Origin of the sequence: Kluyvera sp. STS39-E, from assembly GCF_040932435.1 — a bacterium.
Lineage (GTDB): Bacteria > Pseudomonadota > Gammaproteobacteria > Enterobacterales > Enterobacteriaceae > Kluyvera.
This window is the reverse complement of sequence record NZ_JBFQGA010000008.1, coordinates 115550-138619: the sequence shown is the minus strand read 5'-3', so window position 1 is coordinate 138619 and position 23070 is coordinate 115550. Positions and strand designations below refer to the sequence as shown.

29 protein-coding genes, 3 tRNA genes and 1 pseudogene are annotated in these 23070 nt (G+C 50.6%); 17 read left to right on the top strand and 16 right to left on the bottom strand.

Features of this window, described 5'->3' with window-relative positions; genetic code table 11:
* Positions 1–36: 36 nt before the first annotated feature.
* A complete protein-coding gene (gene yedD, locus AB4K05_RS18520) occupies positions 37–450 on the top strand; it encodes a lipoprotein YedD (RefSeq protein ID WP_368481394.1) in 414 nt (137 codons plus the stop codon).
* Positions 451–493: 43 nt separating this feature from the next.
* Here the strand turns inward: yedD and fliT are convergent, their stop codons facing one another.
* Genes fliT through fliD form a run of 3 tightly spaced genes read right to left on the bottom strand, consistent with a single transcriptional unit; the run spans position 494 to position 2702 of the window.
* A complete protein-coding gene (gene fliT, locus AB4K05_RS18515; protein ID WP_368481393.1) occupies positions 494–868 on the bottom strand; it encodes a flagella biosynthesis regulatory protein FliT in 375 nt (124 codons plus the stop codon).
* Positions 868–1278: a flagellar export chaperone FliS gene (gene fliS / locus AB4K05_RS18510; RefSeq protein WP_368481392.1), complete on the bottom strand. Its 411-nt coding sequence runs from the start codon at positions 1276–1278 to the stop codon at positions 868–870. The genes fliT and fliS overlap by 1 nt, the downstream gene beginning before the upstream one ends.
* Before the next feature lie 23 nt (positions 1279–1301).
* Positions 1302–2702, bottom strand: coding sequence for a flagellar filament capping protein FliD (gene fliD, locus AB4K05_RS18505; protein WP_368481391.1), 1401 nt, complete (start codon positions 2700–2702; stop codon positions 1302–1304).
* 264 nt (positions 2703–2966) lie between these two features.
* Between fliD and AB4K05_RS18500 the strand changes: the two genes are divergently transcribed.
* The 8 genes from AB4K05_RS18500 (at position 2967) to sdiA (ending at position 10677) form a co-directional block, all read left to right on the top strand.
* The gene (locus tag AB4K05_RS18500; RefSeq protein ID WP_368481390.1) at positions 2967–4754 is read left to right on the top strand and encodes a FliC/FljB family flagellin; all 1788 of its coding nucleotides are present in this window, start codon (positions 2967–2969) and stop codon (positions 4752–4754) included.
* 164 nt (positions 4755–4918) lie between these two features.
* Positions 4919–5638 (top strand): RNA polymerase sigma factor FliA, encoded by a 720-nt coding sequence (locus AB4K05_RS18495; protein ID WP_368481389.1) that lies wholly within the window; start codon positions 4919–4921, stop codon positions 5636–5638.
* 60 nt (positions 5639–5698) lie between these two features.
* On the top strand, positions 5699–6250 hold the full coding sequence (gene fliZ / locus AB4K05_RS18490; RefSeq protein ID WP_368481444.1) for a flagella biosynthesis regulatory protein FliZ: 552 nt from the start codon (positions 5699–5701) through the stop codon (positions 6248–6250).
* Positions 6251–6336: 86 nt separating this feature from the next.
* On the top strand, positions 6337–7137 hold the full coding sequence (gene tcyJ / locus AB4K05_RS18485) for a cystine ABC transporter substrate-binding protein (protein ID WP_368481388.1): 801 nt from the start codon (positions 6337–6339) through the stop codon (positions 7135–7137).
* 81 nt (positions 7138–7218) lie between these two features.
* Positions 7219–8205, top strand: a complete 987-nt coding sequence (gene dcyD, locus AB4K05_RS18480; RefSeq protein ID WP_368481387.1) for a D-cysteine desulfhydrase — start codon at positions 7219–7221, stop codon at positions 8203–8205.
* 13 nt (positions 8206–8218) lie between these two features.
* Positions 8219–8887: a cystine ABC transporter permease gene (gene tcyL / locus AB4K05_RS18475; RefSeq protein WP_368481386.1), complete on the top strand. Its 669-nt coding sequence runs from the start codon at positions 8219–8221 to the stop codon at positions 8885–8887.
* Positions 8884–9636 carry an L-cystine ABC transporter ATP-binding protein TcyN gene (tcyN, locus tag AB4K05_RS18470; RefSeq protein WP_368481385.1) on the top strand — a complete coding sequence of 251 codons (753 nt, stop codon included), beginning with the start codon at positions 8884–8886 and terminating at the stop codon, positions 9634–9636. The genes tcyL and tcyN overlap by 4 nt, the downstream gene beginning before the upstream one ends.
* 318 nt (positions 9637–9954) lie before the next feature.
* Entirely contained in the window at positions 9955–10677 is a 723-nt protein-coding gene (gene sdiA, locus AB4K05_RS18465; RefSeq protein ID WP_368481443.1) for a transcriptional regulator SdiA, read from the top strand.
* 70 nt (positions 10678–10747) lie between these two features.
* On the opposite strand, the gene AB4K05_RS18460 is transcribed toward sdiA, so the two are convergent.
* Complete coding sequence (locus AB4K05_RS18460; protein WP_052283513.1) at positions 10748–10972, bottom strand: DUF2594 family protein; 225 nt, start codon at positions 10970–10972, stop codon at positions 10748–10750.
* A gap of 456 nt (positions 10973–11428) precedes the next feature.
* Here AB4K05_RS18460 and uvrY point away from each other — a divergent pair, with 456 nt between their 5' ends.
* The 6 genes from uvrY to AB4K05_RS18430 all read left to right on the top strand — a co-directional run bounded on the left by uvrY (position 11429) and on the right by AB4K05_RS18430 (position 14955).
* Complete coding sequence (gene uvrY / locus AB4K05_RS18455; RefSeq protein WP_035894107.1) at positions 11429–12085, top strand: UvrY/SirA/GacA family response regulator transcription factor; 657 nt, start codon at positions 11429–11431, stop codon at positions 12083–12085.
* Positions 12082–13914, top strand: coding sequence for an excinuclease ABC subunit UvrC (gene uvrC, locus AB4K05_RS18450; protein WP_368481384.1), 1833 nt, complete (start codon positions 12082–12084; stop codon positions 13912–13914). The genes uvrY and uvrC overlap by 4 nt, the downstream gene beginning before the upstream one ends.
* Positions 13915–13969: 55 nt before the next feature.
* Complete coding sequence (gene pgsA / locus AB4K05_RS18445; protein WP_368481383.1) at positions 13970–14518, top strand: CDP-diacylglycerol--glycerol-3-phosphate 3-phosphatidyltransferase; 549 nt, start codon at positions 13970–13972, stop codon at positions 14516–14518.
* A 151-nt stretch (positions 14519–14669) separates the two neighbouring features.
* A tRNA-Gly gene (locus AB4K05_RS18440) sits at positions 14670–14745 on the top strand.
* 39 nt (positions 14746–14784) lie between these two features.
* Positions 14785–14858: transfer RNA gene (locus AB4K05_RS18435), tRNA-Cys, on the top strand.
* 10 nt (positions 14859–14868) lie between these two features.
* A tRNA-Leu gene (locus tag AB4K05_RS18430) sits at positions 14869–14955 on the top strand.
* Between the two features lie 126 nt (positions 14956–15081).
* On the opposite strand, the gene AB4K05_RS18425 is transcribed toward AB4K05_RS18430, so the two are convergent.
* The 12 genes and pseudogenes from AB4K05_RS18425 to AB4K05_RS18370 form a co-directional block, all read right to left on the bottom strand.
* Positions 15082–16092 (bottom strand): tyrosine-type recombinase/integrase, encoded by a 1011-nt coding sequence (locus AB4K05_RS18425; protein ID WP_368481382.1) that lies wholly within the window; start codon positions 16090–16092, stop codon positions 15082–15084.
* The gene (locus AB4K05_RS18420; protein ID WP_368481381.1) at positions 16092–16319 is read right to left on the bottom strand and encodes a DUF4224 domain-containing protein; all 228 of its coding nucleotides are present in this window, start codon (positions 16317–16319) and stop codon (positions 16092–16094) included. The genes AB4K05_RS18425 and AB4K05_RS18420 overlap by 1 nt, the downstream gene beginning before the upstream one ends.
* Positions 16320–16355: 36 nt before the next feature.
* Positions 16356–16514, bottom strand: a complete 159-nt coding sequence (locus AB4K05_RS18415) for a hypothetical protein (RefSeq protein ID WP_368481380.1) — start codon at positions 16512–16514, stop codon at positions 16356–16358.
* On the bottom strand, positions 16511–17242 hold the full coding sequence (locus AB4K05_RS18410) for a site-specific DNA-methyltransferase (RefSeq protein ID WP_368481379.1): 732 nt from the start codon (positions 17240–17242) through the stop codon (positions 16511–16513). Before AB4K05_RS18410 ends, AB4K05_RS18415 begins: the two co-directional genes overlap by 4 nt.
* 308 nt (positions 17243–17550) lie before the next feature.
* A pseudogene (locus AB4K05_RS18405) lies at positions 17551–17685 on the bottom strand (ead/Ea22-like family protein); the annotation flags it as partial.
* Between the two features lie 137 nt (positions 17686–17822).
* The gene (locus tag AB4K05_RS18400) at positions 17823–18287 is read right to left on the bottom strand and encodes a hypothetical protein (protein ID WP_368481378.1); all 465 of its coding nucleotides are present in this window, start codon (positions 18285–18287) and stop codon (positions 17823–17825) included.
* The gene (locus AB4K05_RS18395; protein ID WP_368481377.1) at positions 18280–18819 is read right to left on the bottom strand and encodes a hypothetical protein; all 540 of its coding nucleotides are present in this window, start codon (positions 18817–18819) and stop codon (positions 18280–18282) included. The genes AB4K05_RS18400 and AB4K05_RS18395 overlap by 8 nt, the downstream gene beginning before the upstream one ends.
* A gap of 665 nt (positions 18820–19484) precedes the next feature.
* On the bottom strand, positions 19485–19838 hold the full coding sequence (locus AB4K05_RS18390; RefSeq protein WP_368481376.1) for a DUF1064 domain-containing protein: 354 nt from the start codon (positions 19836–19838) through the stop codon (positions 19485–19487).
* Positions 19839–19966: 128 nt separating this feature from the next.
* A complete protein-coding gene (locus AB4K05_RS18385) occupies positions 19967–20791 on the bottom strand; it encodes a DnaT-like ssDNA-binding domain-containing protein (RefSeq protein ID WP_368481375.1) in 825 nt (274 codons plus the stop codon).
* Positions 20781–21452, bottom strand: coding sequence for a metallophosphoesterase (locus tag AB4K05_RS18380; protein WP_368481374.1), 672 nt, complete (start codon positions 21450–21452; stop codon positions 20781–20783). The genes AB4K05_RS18385 and AB4K05_RS18380 overlap by 11 nt, the downstream gene beginning before the upstream one ends.
* Positions 21449–21652: a hypothetical protein gene (locus tag AB4K05_RS18375; RefSeq protein ID WP_368481373.1), complete on the bottom strand. Its 204-nt coding sequence runs from the start codon at positions 21650–21652 to the stop codon at positions 21449–21451. Before AB4K05_RS18375 ends, AB4K05_RS18380 begins: the two co-directional genes overlap by 4 nt.
* Before the next feature lie 144 nt (positions 21653–21796).
* Positions 21797–22027, bottom strand: a complete 231-nt coding sequence (locus AB4K05_RS18370; RefSeq protein WP_368481372.1) for a hypothetical protein — start codon at positions 22025–22027, stop codon at positions 21797–21799.
* A gap of 155 nt (positions 22028–22182) precedes the next feature.
* Between AB4K05_RS18370 and AB4K05_RS18365 the strand changes: the two genes are divergently transcribed.
* The gene (locus AB4K05_RS18365) at positions 22183–22770 is read left to right on the top strand and encodes a helix-turn-helix domain-containing protein (RefSeq protein WP_368481371.1); all 588 of its coding nucleotides are present in this window, start codon (positions 22183–22185) and stop codon (positions 22768–22770) included.
* A gap of 153 nt (positions 22771–22923) precedes the next feature.
* Complete coding sequence (locus AB4K05_RS18360) at positions 22924–23070, top strand: hypothetical protein (RefSeq protein ID WP_368481370.1); 147 nt, start codon at positions 22924–22926, stop codon at positions 23068–23070.

Here is a 23070-nt window from a genome sequence, read left to right as displayed (position 1 = left end):
ATGTTTCTGTTTTTTTCTCCCGAAACAGGATGAATAATGAAGAAATTAGCCATTGTGGTGGCGTTGCTGACGCTGGCAGGTTGTGCGCGGATTGATGACTACTCAACCGTGGTGAAGGCACCGGCCCCAGAAGGGCTGACCGGTTACTGGCAGACGATGGGACCGCAGCGTGCGCTGGTGAGTCCAGAGGTGATTGGCAGCCTGATTGTCACGCGTGCGGGCGATACCCTCGATTGTCGACAGTGGCAGCGGGTGATTGCACTACCTGGTAAGCTGACTCTGCGCGATAAAGACGTGTATAACGTGACCCAAAATCTGGACGTTTACGCCGTCGAGCGCGATGGCGCTACGCTGAAGTATGATGGAATGACGCTGCATCGTGTTGAGCGTCCAACGGTTGAATGCGCGGCGGCGCTGGCGAAAACGCCGTTAGCCTCGGTACTGCCATAATCGTGATGTCGCTCCGGCGCGCAGTTGGCCGGAGCGTACCACTTTAATGGTTATGGTCGACATTATCCTGCGGTACCAGTACAAATCCACCTTGATTGGCATAGGTGTTCATCACCGATTTTTGAATCGAGGATTGGCTGACCAGTTTAGCCAGTTCGTCCATTCGCGCTTGCAGCAGACGCTTGACGGTATTTTCATTATCCAGCACGGTACGCAGCAGCGGACGAAGCTGTTCCTGAATCGGGTCGTTGGGCTGACTGTCTTGGGTTAATTGAGCAATCTTCTGCACCGCATTAACGTAGTCCATCTCACTGGCAATCAGTTCATCCCACAATCCCTCCGTGGCGAGTCGCAGCATCATATTGCTTTTTTCAACCAGCTGTTGGTACGACAGGTAAAGATGCGGTGCGTGGCTCATTAGACGGCGTCCTGAATCAAATTAGGCGAAAGTAAGGATTCCTTCCAGGCATCGGCGATATTGCGCATAAGGCCTTCGACCTCTTCAACCGCGCTACTATCATTGCGTAAATTGGCCTGCAGCAGACGCCTGACCATATAGGCGTAGAGCGCCAACATGTTTTGTGTCAGCTCATCCTTGCTGTCTTCATCAAGGCCAACCTTCAAACCGTTCTCGATGATATTAATGGCTTTCGACAGAGAAAGACCTTTCCCCTGCAGATTGCCGTCTTGCATAAACAGGCGGGCACGAATCAACGCGCTGAGCGCGCCATCAAACAGCATGGTGACAAGCTGTTGCTGGCTGGCGCTCATTACCGCGCTTTCTACTCCAATCTGTGCGTAGGCCTGTGAACCTTTTGCCCCGTACATACTGTCTCTCCCGATAGTGATGATTACTTAGAACTGTTGGTGGATTCGAACTGCTGGGTTAAGTAGCTGCTGGTGTTGTTCAGCGAAGACATCAGAACGTCCAACTGGGTAAACTGTGCTTTATAGCGCGCCACTTTGGCATCGATAATATCGCTGGCAGCGTTGTAGTCTTTGGTCAGTTTATTCAGCGTTTTGCTGACGCCATCTTTAGCTGCTTGAATAATCCCAGTACTCGAGAGCCAGCTGGTCAGGTTGCTGCCGATGGTGGTGGTGATCCCGGTTTTTTTACCGTCGCCGACGATAAGAGTACCGACGCCAGCAGAGTCTTTTTTCAACGCAGCGGCCAGTTTGTCGTCATCGATTTCGAGCTGACCGGTACTCGGGTCACTGGTAACCCCAATTTGTGCCAGCGTTTTATAAGACGATGAACTAAGCGTATTGCTCAGCATACTTTTCAACTGAGTCTGGATAGTACGCAGCGTGGAGTCACCAATCAGCGCGCCGTTATTAGAACTTTGCGCGTCGGCGCCTGGATCAACGGCGGTGTATTTGGTTAGGCTGCTGAAGGTGTCCTGCAGCGCGTTATAGGCTGTTACCCAAGCCTTAACCGCGTCCTTTGCTTTCGTGTTGTCTTGGGTAATGGTCAGCGTTTGGTTACCACTAGTGACATCGTTCAGGTTCAGCGTGATATCTTCCAGCGCATCGCTGATGGTGTTGCTGCTGTTTTCAATTGCCACGTTGTTGACGGTCAGTTCAGCATTTTGTGCCTTGACGCTCTCTTTCATACCGCTGCTGGTACCGTCGTAGCCCATAAAGCTCTGTAGGGCGCTGTCACCGCTGACGCTCAGCGTCATCGCGTTATCTTTACCGGTGTCATTAGAGGTAATGGACAGACGGTACTCGCCGTTGCCAACGTTAATGATGCTGGCACTGACGCCCGCTTTGGCGTTGTTGATGGCGTCGCGAATACCGGCTAATGAAGAATTTGCCGCGCTGATATCGATGGTCACCGGCTTTTTATCGCCGCCTTGCTGAATGGTCAGGACGCTGTCGCTGGTGGCGATGGCGGCTTTACTGTCAGAACGAGTGGTGTTCGATGTCAGAGTCTGCGCCTGTGCCAACTGGGTAATAGCAATAGTGTATTTCCCCGCAATCGCGCTGCCGGTGGTGGTGGCGCTAAATGCGGTGCTGCTGCTGGTAGTGGTGGTGGCTGTAAACAGATCGGCTTTGCCCAGCGCGGTATTGGCGGTCTGGAACGCTTCCAGAGCACTTTTCATGGTGCCGTAGCCGCTGAGCTTGGCGGTGTAAGACGTCTGCTGCTTTGTAATAGGTGTCAGCGTGGCTTTTTCTGCTGCGGTAAGACTGTCAAGAATGTCGCCAAGCTTCAGGCCCGATCCGATCCCCAATGAAGAAATGCTTGCCATTTTTATTCCTTAATATGTCGACACGTAAAACGAATATCTGGGTTATCGGCCTGAATTAGACAAAGTTTACCCTTAATCGCTTTTTTTTAATGGCAGGAATAAGGGGCACAGGAAAGAGTAATTCGGCGGCTAAAAAAATTCGGGAATACTAAAAAAAATTCTAAAGGTTGTTTTGCGGCAGACGATAACAAGTTTGACGGCGATTGAGCCGACGGGTGAAAACCCAATACGTAATCAACGACTTGAAATATAGGATAACGAATCATGGCACAAGTCATTAATACCAACAGCCTCTCGCTGATCACTCAGAACAACATCAACAAGAACCAGTCTGCTCTGTCCAGTTCTATCGAGCGTCTGTCTTCTGGCTTGCGTATCAACAGCGCGAAGGATGACGCAGCGGGTCAGGCGATTGCCAACCGTTTTACCTCCAACATCAAAGGTCTGACTCAGGCGGCTCGTAACGCTAACGACGGTATCTCTCTGGCGCAGACCACTGAAGGTGCACTGTCTGAAATCAACAACAACTTACAGCGTGTTCGTGAACTGACCGTTCAGGCAACGACCGGTACTAACTCCGATTCTGATCTGTCTTCTATCCAGGACGAAATCAAATCCCGCCTGTCTGAAATTGACCGTGTATCCGGTCAGACTCAGTTCAACGGCGTGAACGTACTGGCAAAAGACGGCACCATGAAAATTCAGGTTGGTGCAAACGATGGGCAGACTATCTCTATTGACCTGAAGAAAATTGACTCTGATACATTGGGTCTAAACGGTTTTAATGTGAATGGTACAGGTACTATTGCCAATAAAGCTGCAACAATTAGTGATTTAACTGCCGCTAAGATGGATGCTGCGACTAATACCATCACTACGACAAACAATGCGTTAACAGCATCTCAAGCGCTTAGCCAGCTTAAGGATGGCGATACCGTCACTATCGCTGCCGATGCCGCACAAACTAAAACTACTTATACATATAATGCAGCAGCAGGTAACTTCTCGTTCACTAACGCTTCAAACAACACTTCTGCGCTTGCTGGCACAGTCGCAAGCACGCTGCTTCCGCCGGCGGGTCAAACGTCGAATGGTGTTTATAAAGCGGCAAGCGGTGAAGTTAACTTTGATGTTGATGCAAATGGTAAAATCACTATCGGAGGCCAGGATGCATTCCTGACTACTGATGGTAACCTGACAACGAACGATGCTGGCGGCGCAACTGCAGCAACTCTTGATGGTTTGTTCAAAAAAGCAGGGGATGGTCAGTCCATTGGCTTTGATAAAACCGCATCCGTTACTATGGGGGGCACAACTTATAACTTCAAAACAGGTGCTGACGCGGCTGCTGCGACTGCTAATGCCGGCGTATCTTTCACTGATACGGCTAGCAAAGAAACTGTTCTGAATAAAGTCGCAACGGCTAAGCAAGCAGCTGCCACTGCAGTTGATGGCGATACCGCAGCTACTATTACATACAAATCAGGTGTTCAGTCTTATCAGGCAGTGTTTGCTGCAGGTGATGGTACTGCAAGTGCAAAAACTTCAGGTGGCGCGGCACTTGGCGCCGCAACGGCAACATACACCGATTCTGATGGTGAAATGACTACTGTTGGTTCATACACCACAAAATACTCTATTGATGCGAATAATGGTAAGGTGACCGTTGATTCTGGAACAGGTACCGGTAAATACGCACCAAAAGTTGGTGCTGAAGTTTACGTTAGTGCTAATGGTACGTTGACTACAGAGTCAACAAGCGAAGGGACCGTAACTAAAGATCCGCTGGCGGCACTTGATGCAGCTATCAGCTCCATCGATAAATTCCGTTCTTCTCTGGGTGCTATCCAGAACCGTCTGGATTCTGCGGTAACCAACCTGAACAACACCACCACCAACCTGTCTGAAGCGCAGTCCCGTATTCAGGACGCTGACTATGCGACCGAAGTGTCGAACATGTCTAAAGCGCAGATCATTCAGCAGGCTGGTAACTCCGTGCTGGCAAAAGCTAACCAGGTTCCACAGCAGGTTCTGTCTCTGCTGCAGGGCTAATCTCCCTAAACCTGACCAAACCCCGCCTCGGCGGGGTTTTTTGTTAAGCAAATTTCACTTACTCCGCAAATAACCCCCTCTTTGTCCCACTGTTCCATCGATTAAAATGTCTGTAGAAACGGATAATCGTGCCGATAACTCATATTAATGCAGGGCTGTTTATCGTGAATTCAATGTATACCGCTGAAGGTGTAATGGATAAACACTCGCTATGGCAACGCTATGTGCCGCTGGTGCGTCACGAAGCGCTGCGCCTTCAGGTGCGTTTGCCGGCGAGCGTGGAACTGGACGATCTGCTCCAGGCGGGCGGTATCGGCTTATTGAATGCTGTTGAACGCTATGACGCTCTGCAAGGAACGGCATTTACCACTTACGCAGTGCAACGCATCCGTGGGGCGATGCTGGACGAACTACGCAGCCGCGATTGGGTGCCGCGTAGCGTTCGGCGGAACGCGCGTGAAGTTGCGCAAACACTGGGTCAACTTGAGCAAGAGCTGGGACGAAACGCGACAGAAACTGAAGTCGCGCAGCGATTGGGGATCGCGATTGAGGAATACCGTCAGGTGCTGCTGGATACCAATAACAGCCAGCTTTTCTCCTACGATGAGTGGCGAGAAGAGTACGGCGACAGTATCGAGCTGGTGACGGAAGAGAATCAACACGAAAACCCGCTGCATCAACTGCTGGAAGGTTCGCTACGCGAACGCGTGATGGAGGCCATTGAAGCCTTACCGGAGCGCGAAAAGTTGGTGCTCACCCTTTATTACCAAGAAGAGCTGAATCTCAAAGAGATTGGCGCGGTATTGGAAGTGGGGGAGTCGCGCGTCAGTCAGCTCCACAGCCAAGCTATCAAGCGCCTGCGCATCAAACTGGGTAAGTTGTAGGTTGGAATAACGTCAACGTTGGACCAAAAATGCCGCATTATGAAATGAAAACCCGGAGTTATCATGATGATGCAGGTAAAAAGACGGCCATTAAGCCGCTATCTGAAAGACTTCAAACACAGCCAAACGCACTGCGCACATTGTCATAAACTGCTGGATCGCATCACGCTGGTTCGTGAGGGAGAGATAGTGAATAAAATCGCTATTTCTCGCTTGGACACGCTGATGGATGAAACCTCGTGGCAGCAGGAACGTAGCGCATGGTCAGCCCTGTGCCGTTTTTGCGGCGACCTGCACTGCAAAGAGCAAAGTGCCTTCTTCAATATTATCGGCTTTAAAAAATACCTCCTTGAACAAACGGATATGAGCGCCGGCACGGTGCGCGAATATGTGGTGCGTCTGCGACGTTTGGGCAATCACCTCAATGAGCATCAGGTTGCGCGCTCGCTGCTGGGTGAACGTCACGCCGACGAACAGCTGGAACAGTGGCTGCCGACGGTAAGCACCAACAATTATCGTATCGCGTTACGTAAATATCTCCGCTTTCATCGCCAAATAGCGCATAGCGACGAGCAAAACTTCGCGGACTGTGAAACCTCTGATATATATTAAATTGGAATAAGATGTATCTCATGGGTGTTTGTCATCGCTGACGAACGGTTTACACTAGCAAAAAAGTGAAGCTTTTCGGGGGTATAATGAAGCTGAAGTTTCTGGGTCGTCAGGCGCTGATGGGCGTAATGGCCGTTGCGTTGGTTGCAGGTGCAAGCGCGCAGGCGTTTGCCGCTGAGAATTTGTTAAGCCAAGTCAAAGAGCGCGGTACGCTGCGCGTTGGGCTGGAAGGCACCTATCCTCCGTTCAGTTTCCAGGGCGAAGATGGCAAGTTGACCGGTTTTGAAGTGGAGTTCGCCAATGAACTGGCTGAACACCTCGGTGTGAAGGCCGACCTGAAACCGACCAAATGGGACGGGATGCTCGCCTCGCTGGATTCCAAACGTATCGACGTGGTGATTAACCAGGTGACTATTTCGCCGGAACGCCAGAAAAAGTATGACTTCTCCACACCGTATACCATTTCCGGTATTCAGGCGCTGGTGAAAAAGGGCAGTGAAGACACCATCAAGACCGCCGCTGACCTGAAAGGCAAGAAGGTTGGCGTGGGTCTGGGGACCAACTACGAAGAGTGGTTGCGTCAGAACGTGCAGGGTGTGGATATCCGCACCTACGATGATGACCCAACCAAATACCAGGATCTGCGTGTAGGTCGTATCAACGCCATTTTGGTTGACCGTCTGGCCGCGCTGGATCTGGTGAAGAAAACCAACAATACGTTGGCGGTTGCCGGTGACGCGTTCTCTCGTCAGGAATCTGGCGTTGCGCTGCGTAAAGGCAACGAAGACCTGCTGAAAGCGGTTGATAGCGCTATTGACGCCATGCATAAAGACGGTAGCCTGAAGGCGCTGTCGGAAAAATGGTTTGGTGCTGACGTTACGCAATAACGGTAGTCATTGAAAAAAGGCGCTGATGCAGCGCCTTTTTTCATTTCCGGCGCATAATAAAAACGAGACTAAGGAGATATTATGTCACTGCAAAATTTAACCCGTTTTCCCCGTCTGGAATTTATTGGCACGCCAACGCCGCTGGAATACCTGCCGCGTTTTTCCGACTATATCGGTCGCGATATCTTTATCAAGCGCGATGACGTTACGCCGCTGGCAATGGGCGGCAACAAGCTGCGTAAGCTGGAGTTTTTAGCCGCCGATGCGCTGCGAGAAGGGGCCGACACGCTGGTAACCGCTGGGGCTATCCAGTCCAACCACGTGCGCCAGACGGCGGCAGTCGCCGCGAAGCTTGGGCTGAACTGCGTGGCGCTGCTGGAAAATCCGATGGGTACCAAGGCGGAAAACTATCTCAGTAACGGTAACCGCCTGTTGCTTGATTTGTTCAACGTGCAGGTCGAAATGTGTGATGCGCTGACTGACCCTAACGCGCAGCTGGCTGAGTTGGCAACGCGCATCGAAGCTCAGGGTTTTCGTCCCTACGTTATCCCGGTGGGTGGTTCGAATGCGCTCGGCGCGCTGGGTTATGTCGAAAGCGCGCTGGAAATTGCTCAGCAATGTGAAGGCGCGGTATCCATTTCATCGGTAGTTGTCGCCTCTGGCAGCGCAGGCACCCACGCGGGTCTGGCGGTTGGGCTTGAGCATCTGATGCCAGAAGCCGAGCTTATCGGTGTGACGGTTTCGCGAAGCATCGCGGATCAGTTGCCGAAAGTGGTGATGCTACAGCAGGAAATCGCCCAGCGCCTTGAACTCACGGCTAAGGCAGACATTACGCTGTGGGACGATTATTTTGCGCCGGGTTACGGCATTCCTAACGACGAAGGCATGGAAGCGGTGAAGCTGCTGGCGCGTCTGGAGGGGATTCTGCTCGATCCGGTGTACACCGGCAAAGCGATGGCCGGACTTATCGACGGCATCAGCCAGAAACGTTTCAAGGATGAAGGGCCAATTTTGTTTATCCATACCGGCGGCGCACCTGCGTTGTTCGCTTATCATCCTCACATTTAAGTAGAACGCGCCCATGCAAGAAAGTATTCAACTTATTATCGACTCCGCGCCATATTTGCTTAAAGGCGCCGTCTTTACGCTCCAACTGAGTATTGGCGGGATGTTCTTTGGCTTAGTGCTGGGGTTTATCCTCGCGCTGATGCGCATGTCGTCCATTGCGCCGGTGCGCTGGCTGGCACGCTGCTATATCTCGATTTTCCGCGGTACGCCGCTGATTGCGCAGCTGTTCATGATCTACTACGGCCTGCCGCAGTTTGGTATAGAACTGGATCCTATCCCGTCGGCAATGATTGGCTTGTCTTTGAACACCGCAGCCTATGCGGCGGAAACGCTGCGTGCGGCGATTTCGTCGATCGATAAAGGGCAGTGGGAAGCCGCCGCCAGTATCGGGATGACGCCATGGCAAACGCTGCGTCGCGCCATTTTACCGCAGGCCGCTCGCGTGGCACTGCCGCCGCTTTCGAACAGTTTTATTAGCCTCGTGAAGGACACGTCACTGGCCGCGACCATTCAGGTGCCTGAGTTGTTCCGTCAAGCCCAGCTGATTACCTCGCGGACGTTGGAAGTGTTCACCATGTATCTGGCTGCCTCGCTGATTTACTGGGTGATGGCAACGGTGCTGTCGGCGCTGCAGAACTATTTCGAAAACCAGCTTAACCGCCAGGAGCGAGACCCGAAATGAGTGCAATTGAAGTCAAAAACCTGGTGAAAAAATTCCATGGGCAAACGGTGCTTCACGGCATCAACCTGGAAGTAGAAGAAGGCGAGGTGGTGGCGATTATTGGGCCGAGTGGCTCGGGGAAAACGACGCTGCTTCGCAGTATCAATCTGCTGGAACAGCCAGAGAGCGGCACGATTCGGGTTGGCGATATCACCATTGATACGGCAAAACCCATTAGCCAACAAAAGGGGCTTATCCGCCGTTTACGCCAGCATGTCGGCTTTGTTTTCCAAAGCTTTAATCTTTTCCCGCACCGCACGGTGATGGAGAATATTATTGAAGGGCCGGTTATCGTCAAAGGCGAAGACAAGCCGGAAGTCATTGCCCGCGCTCGGGAATTGCTGGCCAAAGTCGGGCTGGTGGGGAAAGAAGATAGCTATCCGCGTCGTCTGTCGGGTGGGCAGCAGCAGCGCGTGGCGATAGCGCGCGCGCTGGCAATGCGTCCGGATGTTATCTTGTTCGATGAGCCGACGTCAGCGCTCGATCCTGAGTTGGTTGGTGAGGTGCTTAACGCCATCCGCGCGCTGGCGGTTGAAAAACGCACGTTGGTGATTGTGACCCACGAGATGAGCTTTGCCCGCGATGTAGCCGACCGGGCCATCTTTATGGATCAAGGGCGCATCGTCGAGCAGGGCGAAGCCAAAGCGCTGTTTGCCAATCCACAGCAAGCGCGCACCCGGCAGTTCCTCGAGAAATTCCTTATGCAGTAGCGTGACGCCGCGTCCCGTGTCATTACGCGGGGCGCGAATAAATCACTTAATTTCCATCGCAAATGATGCCCGAGAGATGTCATCCCTTTTTTCATTAGTAATTTTACTTAAGTCGGCCTAATCAATAGGCGGATATTCTGTTGCCGGTAAATCGACAAAAGCCTCTCTTTGCGGGATTATCGCGTGATGAGTGACGAAAATAGGGGGAATAGGGTTTATTTTTCCGATGCGTGATATTTTATACATATAAATAAGATTTATGTGTTAGTTTTCTGTATTCATAAAAATAATTGTTAATCAGGGGATTTCTCGGTTGTGATGAGAGACGATGATTTTTTCAGTTGGCGGCGGGAAATGCTGCATCTTTTCCAGGCGGCCTCGGCAAGCGACCAAATTTACCAACTGCTCCAGCAGCAAACAGAACGTCTGGAGTACGATTTCTTCGCTCTGTGCGTTCGTCATCCGGTGCCTTTCACCCGGCCTAAAGTTTCGGCATATAGCACCTACCCAGACGCGTGGATGTCGCAATATAAGGCGGCAAACTATATGGCTATCGACCCGGTGTTGAAGCCTGATAATTTCTCGTTGGGCTATTTACGCTGGGATGATGAGCTGTTCCGTGATGCTCCAGAACTGTGGGATGCTGCGCGTGGCCACGGCCTGCAAACGGGGGCCACTCAGTGCCTGATGCTGGCAAATCATGCCCACGGCTTCTTGTCGATTTCGCGTACCCGTACGACGCGTAACCCGCATGCTGAGGATGTTATTGCGCTGCGTTTACAGGTAATGCTGGAATTTAGTCTTCTGGCGTTATTACGGCTGGAAGATGAGATGGTCATGCCGCGGGAAATGAAATTCAGCAAGCGTGAATTAGAAATTCTGAAATGGACGGCAGAGGGAAAAACCTCGGCTGAGATCTCAATGATTCTGTCTATTTCGGAAAATACGGTGAATTTTCACCAGAAGAATATGCAGAAGAAATTCAATGCGCCAAATAAAACACAGATTGCCTGTTATGCAGCGGCGATTGGTGTGATCTGAGCGACACTGAGGTTCTGCGTGTCAGACCGCAAACCGGCTGTGAGCAGTGATGCTGACAGCCGGTTTATTATTATTGGCGGTAAGCTTGTTTAATTTGCTTAACGGTGCTGGAAAATACGGCAGCCTGAGCGTCATCTTCTAACTGCGCAATTTGCTTTTCCATCTTAATAATCACGCGGCCCGCATCAGCTTGGCCCATGGCCTGCAGCATAAGGGTCAGCAAAGATTTCAGGCAGGAAACTTCCTGCGCCAGATTTTGATTATTCTCAGCGGTGGAAAAATCAGGTGTGCTCATTTATTGCCTCGTACGATTTCTGCGCAATTTGCGCGATGCGGATTATGAAAGCGGCGCAGTATACCACAAGCCGGTGGAAAAAAAGGAGTGCTTGTTTTTTGCCCGTAATCCAGCCAGATATTGATTATTATTTAACGTTGTAGACACAGTTAGTTAGCAGGGCAATGTTTAATTATGGTTTTGTCACCGTTAATTATTGTTACATATTATGAGGCCTATTTAGCAGATATACGATTAAGTACGTGTTTATCCCGATTAAGTCCGTATGCGCATTAATTTTACCGTTATGTATCTTGTTGTTTTTGAGCGATTTACGGTTGTTGTATATGATTATTTCCAAAAACGAGACCGAAATCGAGACTCTGGCATTTTTAGACTTTCACAGTTGATATAAAACCCGGTACTATGGGGGAATTAAGCAGTAGTAGCGTTATCCCTATTCTGGAGATTATTCCTTTGATCAACGTTCTTCTTGTTGATGACCACGAACTGGTGCGCGCAGGGATACGACGCATTCTCGAAGATATTAAAGGTATTAGAGTGACCGGCGAAGCCAACTGTGGAGAAGACGCGGTGAAGTGGTGCCGTGCTAATCCCGTTGATGTCGTGCTTATGGATATGAACATGCCGGGAATCGGCGGCCTCGAGGCCACGCGCAAGATTGCGCGTTCCGCGGTCGATACCAAAGTCATTATGTTAACCGTACACACGGAAAACCCACTGCCAGCAAAAGTGATGCAGGCGGGCGCTGCGGGGTATCTCAGTAAAGGCGCCGCGCCGCAAGAGGTGGTCAATGCGATTCGCTCTGTGTTCTCCGGGCAGCGTTATATTGCCTCGGACATCGCTCAGCAAATGGCATTGAGTCAGATTGAACCTGAAAAGACGGAGTCTCCGTTTGCCAGTTTGTCTGAACGTGAATTGCAGATTATGCTGATGATCACTAAAGGTCAGAAAGTGAATGAGATCTCAGAGCAGTTGAGTCTGAGTCCCAAAACGGTCAATAGCTATCGTTATCGCATGTTCAGTAAGCTGAATATCCACGGTGATGTTGAGCTGACCCACTTGGCAATTCGCCATGGCCTGTGCAATGCGGAGTCGTTAGCAAGTCAGTGACTGATGTTTTTGATTCAAAAGCCTTTCTGAAAACCGTAACCAGCCAGCCCGGCGTTTATCGTATGTATGACGCCGGCGGCACGGTTATTTATGTTGGTAAAGCCAAAGATCTTAAAAAGCGCCTTGCCAGCTATTTTCGAACCAACGTGTCCTCTCGGAAAACGGAAGCGCTGGTCGCGCAAATTGCCCAAATTGATGTCACCGTTACCCACACGGAAACGGAAGCGCTGCTGCTTGAACACAACTACATCAAGCTGTACCAGCCGCGCTATAACGTATTGTTACGCGATGACAAGTCCTATCCCTTTATATTCCTGAGTTCCGACGCCCATCCGCGGCTGGCGACGCATCGCGGCGCTAAGCATGCGAAAGGGGAGTATTTTGGACCGTTCCCGAATGGCTACGCGGTGCGCGAAACCTTGGCGCTGCTCCAAAAAGTCTTCCCAATTCGCCAGTGTGAAAATAGCGTTTATCGTAACCGTTCACGTCCGTGCCTGCAGTACCAAATCGGTCGCTGCCTTGGCCCTTGTGTCGCGGGGCTGGTGAGTGAAGAAGAGTACGCGCAGCAGGTTGAGTACGTGCGGTTGTTCCTTTCCGGGAAAGACGATCAGGTATTGACGCAGCTTATTGCGCGGATGGAAAAAGCCAGCCAGGCGTTAGCGTTTGAAGAGGCCGCGCGTATCCGCGATCAAATTCAGGCCGTTCGCCGGGTCACGGAAAAACAGTTTGTCTCAAACAACGGCGACGATCTTGACGTTATCGGCGTGGCATTTGAAGCTGGCATGGCCTGCGTACACGTGCTGTTTATTCGTCAGGGCAAAGTGTTGGGTAGCCGCAGCTACTTTCCAAAAGTCCCCAGCGATACCGAACTGGGCGAAGTGGTTGAAACTTTTGTTGGCCAGTTTTATTTCCAGGGGAGCCAGATGCGTACCCTGCCGGGCGAAATTCTCCTCGACTTTGCGCTTACCGATAAAACCCTGCTTGCCGACTCCTTGTCCGAAATGGCCGGGCGACGTATTCAGGTGCAGACTAAACCGCGCGGTGACCGCGCGCGCTACCTGAAACTGGCGCGCACCAATGCGGTCACGGCGCTGTCGACAAAATTATCCCAGCGGTCCACGGTACATCAACGTCTTCAGGCGCTGGCCGCGGAGTTGAAACTTCCGGCGATAAAACGCATGGAATGCTTCGACATCAGTCATACCATGGGCGAACAGACCGTCGCCTCTTGCGTGGTCTTTGATGCCAATGGTCCGCTACGCGCCGAGTATCGTCGCTATAATATTACCGGCATCACGCCGGGCGATGACTACGCGGCAATGAATCAAGTTTTACGCCGCCGTTACGGCAAGGCGATTGAAGAAAGCAAAATACCCGATGTTATCCTGATTGATGGTGGGAAAGGGCAGTTAGGACAGGCAAAGACCGTCTTTGCCGAACTCAACGTTCCCTGGGATAAACATCACCCGTTGCTGCTTGGCGTCGCCAAAGGCAGCGACCGTAAAGCGGGGCTGGAAACGCTGTTCTTTGAGCCAGAAGGCGAAGGTTTCAATTTGCCGCCTGACTCACCGGCACTGCATGTGATTCAACACATTCGCGACGAATCGCACGATCACGCCATTTCTGGGCATCGTAAAAAGCGCGCGAAGGTGAAAAGCACCAGTACCCTTGAGACTATTGAAGGGGTAGGGCCAAAGCGGCGTCAGATGTTGCTCAAATATATGGGCGGCCTGCAGGGTTTGCAGCAGGCGACCATCGATGATATCGCTAAAGTACCCGGAATATCGCTTGGGTTAGCAGAAAAGATCTTCTACTCGTTGAAACATTAGGGGCTCTGTAGCAACATAGGGCTAATATTTACTAACAACAGATAGTTACCACGCCATGCAATATAATATCCCTACATTGCTTACGTTGTTCCGCGTCATCCTGATTCCGTTTTTCGTGCTGGCGTTCTACCTTCCCGTGCCATGGGCGCCGTTTGCCTGTGCGCTGATCTTCTTCGTGGCTGCCGTCACCGACTGGTTTGACGGCTATCTGGCGCGTCGCTGGAATCAGAGTACGCGCTTTGGGGCGTTCCTTGATCCGGTGGCCGATAAAGTGATGGTGGCGATTGCGATGGTGCTGGTGGCCGAGCACTACCACACTTGGTGGGTGACGTTGCCTGCCGCAACCATGATTGCCCGTGAAATTATCATCTCTGCACTGCGCGAATGGATGGCCGAGTTGGGCAAACGCAGCAGCGTTGCTGTTTCGTGGATCGGCAAAGTGAAAACGACCGCTCAGATGACCGCGCTGGTGTGGATGCTGTGGCGTCCAAACATGTGGGTAGAGTGGGCAGGAATTGCATTGTTCCTCGTCGCAGCGGTACTAACACTGTGGTCGATGCTGCAATATCTGAACGCGGCGCGCGGTGATTTGCTTCAAGAGTGATCGTTTCGCCGTTATTTTCAGCAAACAACACCAAGTTGCGAAAAATACCGTTGACTCATCGCGTCAGATAAGTAGAATGCAACGCATCGAACGGCAGCACTGATTGCCAGACGATAGCAAAATCAAGTGGTTAGTAAACAAACTTGATAATGCGGGAATAGCTCAGTTGGTAGAGCACGACCTTGCCAAGGTCGGGGTCGCGAGTTCGAGTCTCGTTTCCCGCTCCAAATTAAAACATCGGCAGTTGCGGGTGTTAAAGCTTCAAAGGCGCGTTAGCAAAGCGGTTATGTAGCGGATTGCAAATCCGTCTAGTCCGGTTCGACTCCGGAACGCGCCTCCACTTTTCCCTAGCCCGGATGGTGAAATCGGTAGACACAAGGGATTTAAAATCCCTCGGCGTTCGCGCTGTGTGGGTTCAAGTCCCACTCCGGGCACCATGGGAATAAAGCAGAATAATCAAAGCAATAAGCAGTGTCGTGAAACCACCTACGGGTGGTTTTTTTGTTTTTGTCTCATGACTTCGCCATTGTTTCGCCATTCGGCATCGCCATTGAAAGAGGGCATTACTGCCCCCCGACTACTGGAACTACAGAAATTTTCCGGTTGTATCTGGCGGTCTGTGACGCATTTTTATGACCGGCAATTTCCTGCTTCTCGTTCAATGAACCGCTAAGGTCTGAGATACCCTTGGCCTTGAGATCGTGAAAGGTGAAATTGAAATCCATCTCTGGATATTTCTCACAGGCAATTTTTTTGGCCTTCATCCAGTGAGCATTAAAGGCATCTCTTGTGAATCTAGAACCTGATAGCTGGTGGAGAACAAAAATGCTACTGATGCCAGAACGCAGAGGTAGCGCCTCAGCCAACGAGATAATTGAATGAAGACGCTCGGTCCAGGCTTTGATCTGCGGAACAGATGTCTTGCTCTGTACAATGAGTATTCCCTCTTCAAGAATTTGCGCCTTCTTCAAGTCTAAAATGTCCCCCTGCCTAGCGCAGCATAGATACGCTAACTCCATTCCTATTTTCACCAAGTCGGGTGCCACATTCAGTAGGGCTTTATACTCGGTATCAGTGACATATCGCGTACGTGCCTTCTCTTTGAACTGCTTCACTCCTTGGCAGGGGTTCATCTTCACCTTGCCGCGTTCGTAAGCCCATCTGAAAACTCTAGATATAAACGCTTTCTCGCGATTAGCCTGAACTCGACTCTTTACACCACGTTTATCCATGTACTTTCTGATGTGTTCAGGCTTAATGTTATCTGGTTTCATTTTCCCAAAAACAACATTCACCTTCGCCCCATACTTTCGATAATCTTTGCGTGTTTCCATTGCCAGTTCATGGAAATCACCAGAATTAAAGAACTCTTCAGTTAGTGCCAGAAAACTAGTACCAACCTTGAGATCGTTGATGAAGTTTTCGTAAGCAGACCAAACCTGCGATTTGGTTAGATCCGCATTGCATAGCCTTATTGTTCGTCCATCTGGCGAGCGAAATTCATATGCTGATTTACCCCGGCGTACTCGTGGAGGCATCCAGTTATCTTCTGCATTTTTGCGGACTCTAGGCATCACATATCCTTGAAGTTAGGTTCTTCTTCCTCTGAGTTAATCATCACCAGTTTTAATCCGACAGGGTTCGAAACGTGATCCCATGTAGTTCCTGGCCTTCCGTCTTTTCGTGGGATGAAAAACACGCCGCTATCCTTCAACGCTTTGCATTGGAGTGAAGGGCGGCGGTAACCAGTTAACTGATAGAGGTCCTCAGGGGTTAGAAAACGTTGGCTATGTACGCTCATTGAAAGTTCTCCACTTGAACCGGCTGCACCCGGTGTTTAATTCTGCTTTTTTTTTTCTGCTTTGCGCCGCTCCCGCAGCTCTCTCATCAACGACAGCAGCTTGGGCGTCATGCCGCCGTCACGCTCTAACTTCCAAATCATCTGGTCGAGTTCTTCGTCTGGTACCAGTGCAGGGTCTGTTAAGTTGGTTGTCATGCTGCACGCTCCTGTTGAATTCCCATGCGCTGGCAGGCGGTCTGGTAAATTGGTTTCTCTTTTTCGATGCCGATGAATGAGCGACCAGCTTCCTGACATGCCAATCCTGCGGTACCGCTGCCCATAGTGAAATCCAGCACCGTATCACCCGGATTGCTGTAGGTTTCGATGATGTATTTCACCAGCGCCAGCGGCTTCTGGGTCGGGTGATAATTCCCTTTCTGCTTATCGCTCGAGAAGAATTGAACATCCCGTGGGTACCGTTGAGTTGAGTCGTATTCTGAAAGGTTCTGCGCCTTACCATAGCATTCAGAATTAACCGTTTTGCGCTTGCTGGTCTTGCGAACGTGGCCATCAGTCATTTTCGGGTTATACGTTGGCTGGTGGCGGTAAAACACCTGGATATTTTCGTGAGCGCGAAGGGGTTGTTTCTTTGCGTTCAGGAAACCGGTAGCGTTGCCCTTTTCCCATATCCACTCGCTGCGCCAGTCGACCAGATTGCTGCTAACCAGAATGGATGTGAAGGGCTGCGCCGAAAACAGCACGATGGCGGCGTTTGGCTTTGCGATGCGGTAAAGCTCGGACCACATGGTTTCAAGGTCCAGAACGGAGTCCCACCTGCACTGTGTTGTGCCGTATGGAATGTCAGCACATACCAAATCGACGGTACCGCTGGCTATTGCCGGAAACACGTCAAAGCAGTCTGCGTTATGCAGGATGATGCTCATTGTCCTTCTCCTTCGATAACTTGGATGCCAGCGGAGCGGAGCGCTTTCTTCACGAGGCGCTTATCCAACACTGGAACCTCTCGCGCCAAATCGTCGTGCTCATACCAGAATGTTGGTGGCAGCTTCACGGTGACGGTGCGGGACTCCAGCGCAGGGGGCACGGTGTAGAGACTTTCTATCACCACGCCATTCTCTGGCGAAAAACCAGCAGCAACAAAGTCAGGCATTTTGCTGGCTGGGGCATACGTCCATTGCGCATCATTGTCATTCCAGCGCCAACGCAACGCTACCGGCTCGGAGGTCGCTTTCTCCAGTGCCTCTACCAGCTCAGTGTTGCGCTGCTTTGCCTCTTCAAGTTGCTTGAATAACTCCTCCCAACTCACTGAGTTATCAAGGACCAGTTTTGTGACACGTTCCTCGCGTGACTTGTAGTGTTCCAGTGCCCCAAATAGGCGATCGGTATATTGCTCAACCTCAACCGCCATTTGCCGCAGCTCGTCACTAGGTGCGTAAGCAATGAGTCTTGATAGGCGATGCAGATTTGCGTTTTTTTGTACGCTAACCAGTGCGGTGATATCGTTCATTGGGCGCGCTCCTGTTTCAAATTAATGCCGCCAAACTCATTCATGAGTACCGCCCGCACTCGCTCCACGATTTCATCGTAATTGGTGATATTGGCGGGTTTATCCGTAAGCCCTTCCGAACCCATCAGCTCAAGGCAACGCTCAAAGGCTGGCTTATTCAGGCTGTCAGGAAGCCAGAAATAGAACGCCCCGCCAGGCATCTTCTCTCGTTCAATTCGCCGCTCTTCAGCAAGACGCTTGATGCGGTTCATAGACTGGCTATCGCTTAGTGGCAGCCCTAATGAACGCTGACGGCCAGTCGTACAAATCTGGGTGCTGCTGCGCAACCAGAGCCAGTCGTTTTTGCATAGGCTCACTACTTTTCCATCACCGAAATAGTTGTGGGTAACGCGAACCGGAAGTTGTTTCAGGACCGCATGCCAGATAGCGCGGAGAATAAATCCATTCGATAGCTTACTCATGCTCGGCTCCTTGGCGTAACTTGGCGGCGATTGCTTCAGCACGTTCGGCTGTCAGGTTGTAGCTGCACTGCATATTCACGGAGCAACCATCTTTATCGGCAAGTAATCGGCAGGTAGCCGCCACTTCGTCAGCGCCCTGAGCCCGCACTTCAGCCAGGAAGGCGTCGGTGACTGGGGTTTCCATTGCAGACCTCAGCACATCGGCATACCAATCGACATAGCGGTAATCCAGCATTCCGTCAGTTTGTTCAATCCACATGTCATCAGCGGTAGCGAACTCAGCCGCTTTTTTCAGCGCCACATTCTCAGCGACAACCTTCTCCACCTTCAACTCCAGATTGTGAATAGTCGCGTTTGCTGCTGTGAACTCGCGACGGGATTCAGTAAGTGCTACGTGGCTTACATTTAACTGAGTTGCCAGATCGCTAATCAGTTGCGCCATAGCGCGCACATCAACAGATCCGCATGAAGCTTTCAGATCTAAAGTGGCATCATGACCGCGCTTGACCAACTCACTGATATGATTGTTCATCTTTACCCCCGCTTACCCGCATAAGTAATTGATTAGTTTGATAACTAAAAGGATCGTCGATTTGACCTATCTCTTAGCCATCACTGATTCATAAAACATTTGCCATTCATGCCGACCGAAATTAGCCTTCGAGTTACAACTGGAACAAAGGCAAATCAGGTTCTCCTGCCGGCAGTCTTGCTTGTCGTAATTGATGTGATGAGTAGTGAGCCTTTCGTCAGTTCCGTCACACCCTGGGTTTTGGCAAATAAACCCGTCACGTTCGATCACCTTTTTGCTCGTTTCCCGGAAGTCCCACGGATATGGCAAGCGCGATAAGCCACCAGACCAGTTAGGGTTTCCGTCGCCCCTCATGAGAGATGACCGCATTTCGTTGGAGCACAACTTAGAGCAACACTTCATGCGCTTCGCATGGCTTCTGAAAACAGAGAACGGAGATCCGCAAACGCAGCATGATTTCGTTTCACGATTTTGCTCTCGGTTAACCGTCTTTCCTCTCTGTGAGATGCCAACGCACTGAAGAGAGCAAAATCGCGAGGAAGAATTGACCCGCTTAACCTGGTATTGCTTGCCACATACGGCGCAAACCTTTTCGATTTTCCCACCCTTCCAGTTCGGGTTTTTATCACCGGAAACAATCAATCCAGCAGCATTGGTCTTCTCGCTCATAGCTCCTCAATCTCCCACCCACCGCCGAGCTTTTTAGGTTTTGGATAAGCAACCTGAAAGACGAACGGATAGCTGTCTGCTGCAACCTTCATCTTGACTCTCGCATCGTCGGTAAAGACCGCCTTACTCCCCTTAACGTCCACCATCAACAGTTGGCCATCAGCCAACATCACGGCAAAATCGACGGTCAGGAAACAGTTATCAGCCAGACGCAGCTTGATACCCTCAAACCGGTACCAGGCGACTTCCCCGCCGCGCTTACGTATCTCAAGCAGTTGGCAGTATTCGGCTTCGGTCTTGTTCATTTGCCCTGTTTTCAACCGGCCAAGAGCCTGTATTGCCTTACGCATAACTTACCTCTCAGGTAATTAAAATACACATTCGAATTAATTTCAATAGATTTGAGATTATTTTATTACCCATTCGGTAACAGTAAAGACCTAAAAAAAGGCGCTTTCGCGCTGCTAGTGCTTATGGCCTATCCCCTGAATCCTGGCGGGATCGTATTCTCAGGCTCAGACAAGGCGTTCACGTCACGCTGTTGCGGCTTGATAGGTTTAGCCCTTGATGCCTGAACGCTCCGTGCTAGCTTCTGCTCCCACTGCTCATGATGAAAAGCTTTGCCTTCTGCCTTCCAGTACGTGATGAACTCCGCCAGCTCGAACGGCGTCACATCCGTCTTGAGGTTGATTCCCCATAGAGCGGCTTTTCTGGTGAGGTCGGCATCAGGCTTCCAATCTTCTACCATCGGAAATTTGCCAAATGCTCCGATTCCACCTGGCGGGGCATAGCCGTCAATCACGATATTGTTTGCAGAAGGATCAGCATCGTCCCCCTTCAGGTTATCCACAGGATGATTTTGCTCGTCGCCTATGTGTGGGGTTTTATCTTTTATATCTTCTCTTCTCTTCTCTTCTCTGGTCCGCTTTTTGTCCGCTTCTGATGCGGACTTTTTGACGACATTTCGCTTTTCACGCTTACGGTCAGCGTCCTGTGCCCGACGCTTTGCAGACTGCCCGTTATGGGCTTCAAAGCGCGGCATTACTAGGCTTTCATCGTCTTCTTCAAGCCATCCAACGGCCATCATTGCACGAGCAAACCCGGGAAAGCCGATCAGGTCATCGAGAGTTTCCGCACTGTATCCGTCAAGAAAACCGTCAACAGAGTGGACATCGAAAAGACACCAAGCGGAATGTAGTCCGCCAACAATCCGCAATCTGTCCGCTTTCAATGCGGACGCCATGCGGACAACTTTTGGATGCGTATGCAAATCGGCACGCATCTTGATCCAGTCACCGGCCATAAGCCCCCCCATCTAATTTATAGAGAGTAAGGTTTCCAGTAAAAACAGCACCGGTATCTAGATAAAGCTGATTGCCGTATAGGATTGGAGACCGAACGGGGGTATGACCAAAAACAAATAGATCGGCACCATGAATATGGTTTGTTTCCCCATCCATGGATAAGCTAAAACGTTCACGATTCCAGATAACCAGCTCCTGGCCTACTTCCTTGCCGTATTCATATTCATCGCTCGGGTAGTCAGCATGGCAGATGACAAACTTCTTCCCCCCCTTCGAAATCTCGATGATGAGCGGTAACTCGGCCGCTTTCGGAACAAGTGACTTTGCCAGTACCTCTTTGTCTGGGTCTAGGTAGAAGAACCAGCCCCCACCGTTCGCCATCCAGTGGCTCAAGCTCCCATATTCCGCCAGGCCATCGACCATCATTTGCTCGTGGTTGCCTCGCACAGCTAGGAACCAGGGCTGGTTAATCAGATCTAGGCATTCGACGTTCTCCACACCGCGGTCGATGAGATCGCCGACAGAGACAAGCAGATCTTGCGCGGGGTCGAAACCAACCTCCTCCAGGCGGTTCATTAGGTTGGTGTAGCAGCCGTGCAGGTCACCAACAGCCCAAACATGCCGCCAGTTATCCCCATTTATTTTTTGATAATGCTTCATGCAGCCTCCCGAGCTCTTTTTGCAGCCTTCAATTTTTCAGACCGCAACTGTGCCTGGCGCCGCGCGCGTTCGTTGTTGCACTGGACGCACTCACCGCTAATGGTGTAGCGCTCGCTATCATGACCGTGTACGCATTTCTTCCCGGTATAGAAGCGCGTTAATCCAAGATCGATAGCCTCGCGCTGTGTAATTCGCTTCATCGGCCCACCTCTTTGTTATTTGTCTTTGGTAATTTTGCATCAAGACACAAAAAGATCAACCACAAATGAATAATTGTTACCTTTGAGGTGTGAATAGAAATGCAGATGCCGCCATGAGGCGGCAGAGGGGTAATTCAGAGGGGTTCAGGAGTAGAAAAATACGGCGAGTTCGGTTTTGTTTTTAATCCAATTCCGAGCTTTGCAGGCATTAAAAAGGCCATTCATCAATCGCTTACCAGGCATCTTGCGCTTACCTGTCAGGTGAGTTTGTATGTAGTGGCTTGTCGTTCCGGCGTCTTGCGCGAACTCATCACGCTCATCAGGAGTCAGATCAAGCCAGTTCCGTTTAAAGTCGAATTTAGTTTCTTCGCTCATAGCTATTGCCTGATATTCATTTCAGATAACCAATATTCACCTAAAAGGTAACAAAAAGCAAGTTTTGTTACCCTAGAGGTTCATTTACCTGTGAGGTAAAATTGCTTTAAATTTAATAACTAAATGATTCACCAAGAGAGATATTTTTACCCGATATGAAAAGCATCCAGGATATTCGCTGCGAAAACCTGAAAGACTTAATTAACACCGAATTCGGTGGCACCCAGTCTCGCCTGGCGGAAAGGATGGAAACTCAGTCCAACTTAGTTAATCGCTGGGTAAATGGTAAAAAGGCAATTGGTGATTCATCTGCGCGCAAAATTGAGAAAGCTGCTCGCAAGCCTACAAACTGGCTGGACGTTGACCATAGACTGGTTAACCTTGAGGAAGTCGCAAGTATTGATTACGGCGATGCCCGCCAGATAGTGGCCAGCAACCTGAAGCAGTGGATGCTGAACAACGAAGAGCTATCTTCTCAGCAACGCCTGGCGGATGCATGCGGCGTTAGTCAGCCAACCATCGCGCGCATCCTGCGCAATGATGTATCGGCGAACGTGGCTCACCTCGAAGTGATTGCCGCGGCATTTGGTAGAAAACCATACGAGCTAATGATCCCCCAGTTGGGCAAAGCAACTATCAACTATGACCATGAACGCTTCGCATTGTTACCCCAGGGTGAGAAAGAGAAGATCGAAAGTTTCATTGATTTTGTGATAGCCCAGCACGAAAAGGACGACCAATAAAGTCATTATAATTCAGTAATTAAGCCGCCATTGCGCGGCTTTTTTATTGCCATCACCTTTACCTCTCGGGTAATTTTTTAAAGTCATATCTATTGACAACAAATCACATGTGAATAATTATTACCTCATCGGTAACACATTGAGGTAACGATTATGCAATGGCAGTTCATCAATGGTTGGTACTGCGTTACAGCATGCGGGGTTATGAGCTGGAAGTTTCGTGACCTGCAGGAAGGCATTGAGTGGGCATTCGTGACGAAAGAAGCGAATGAAGTCGCTGACGAAATTTGGGGGAAGTGA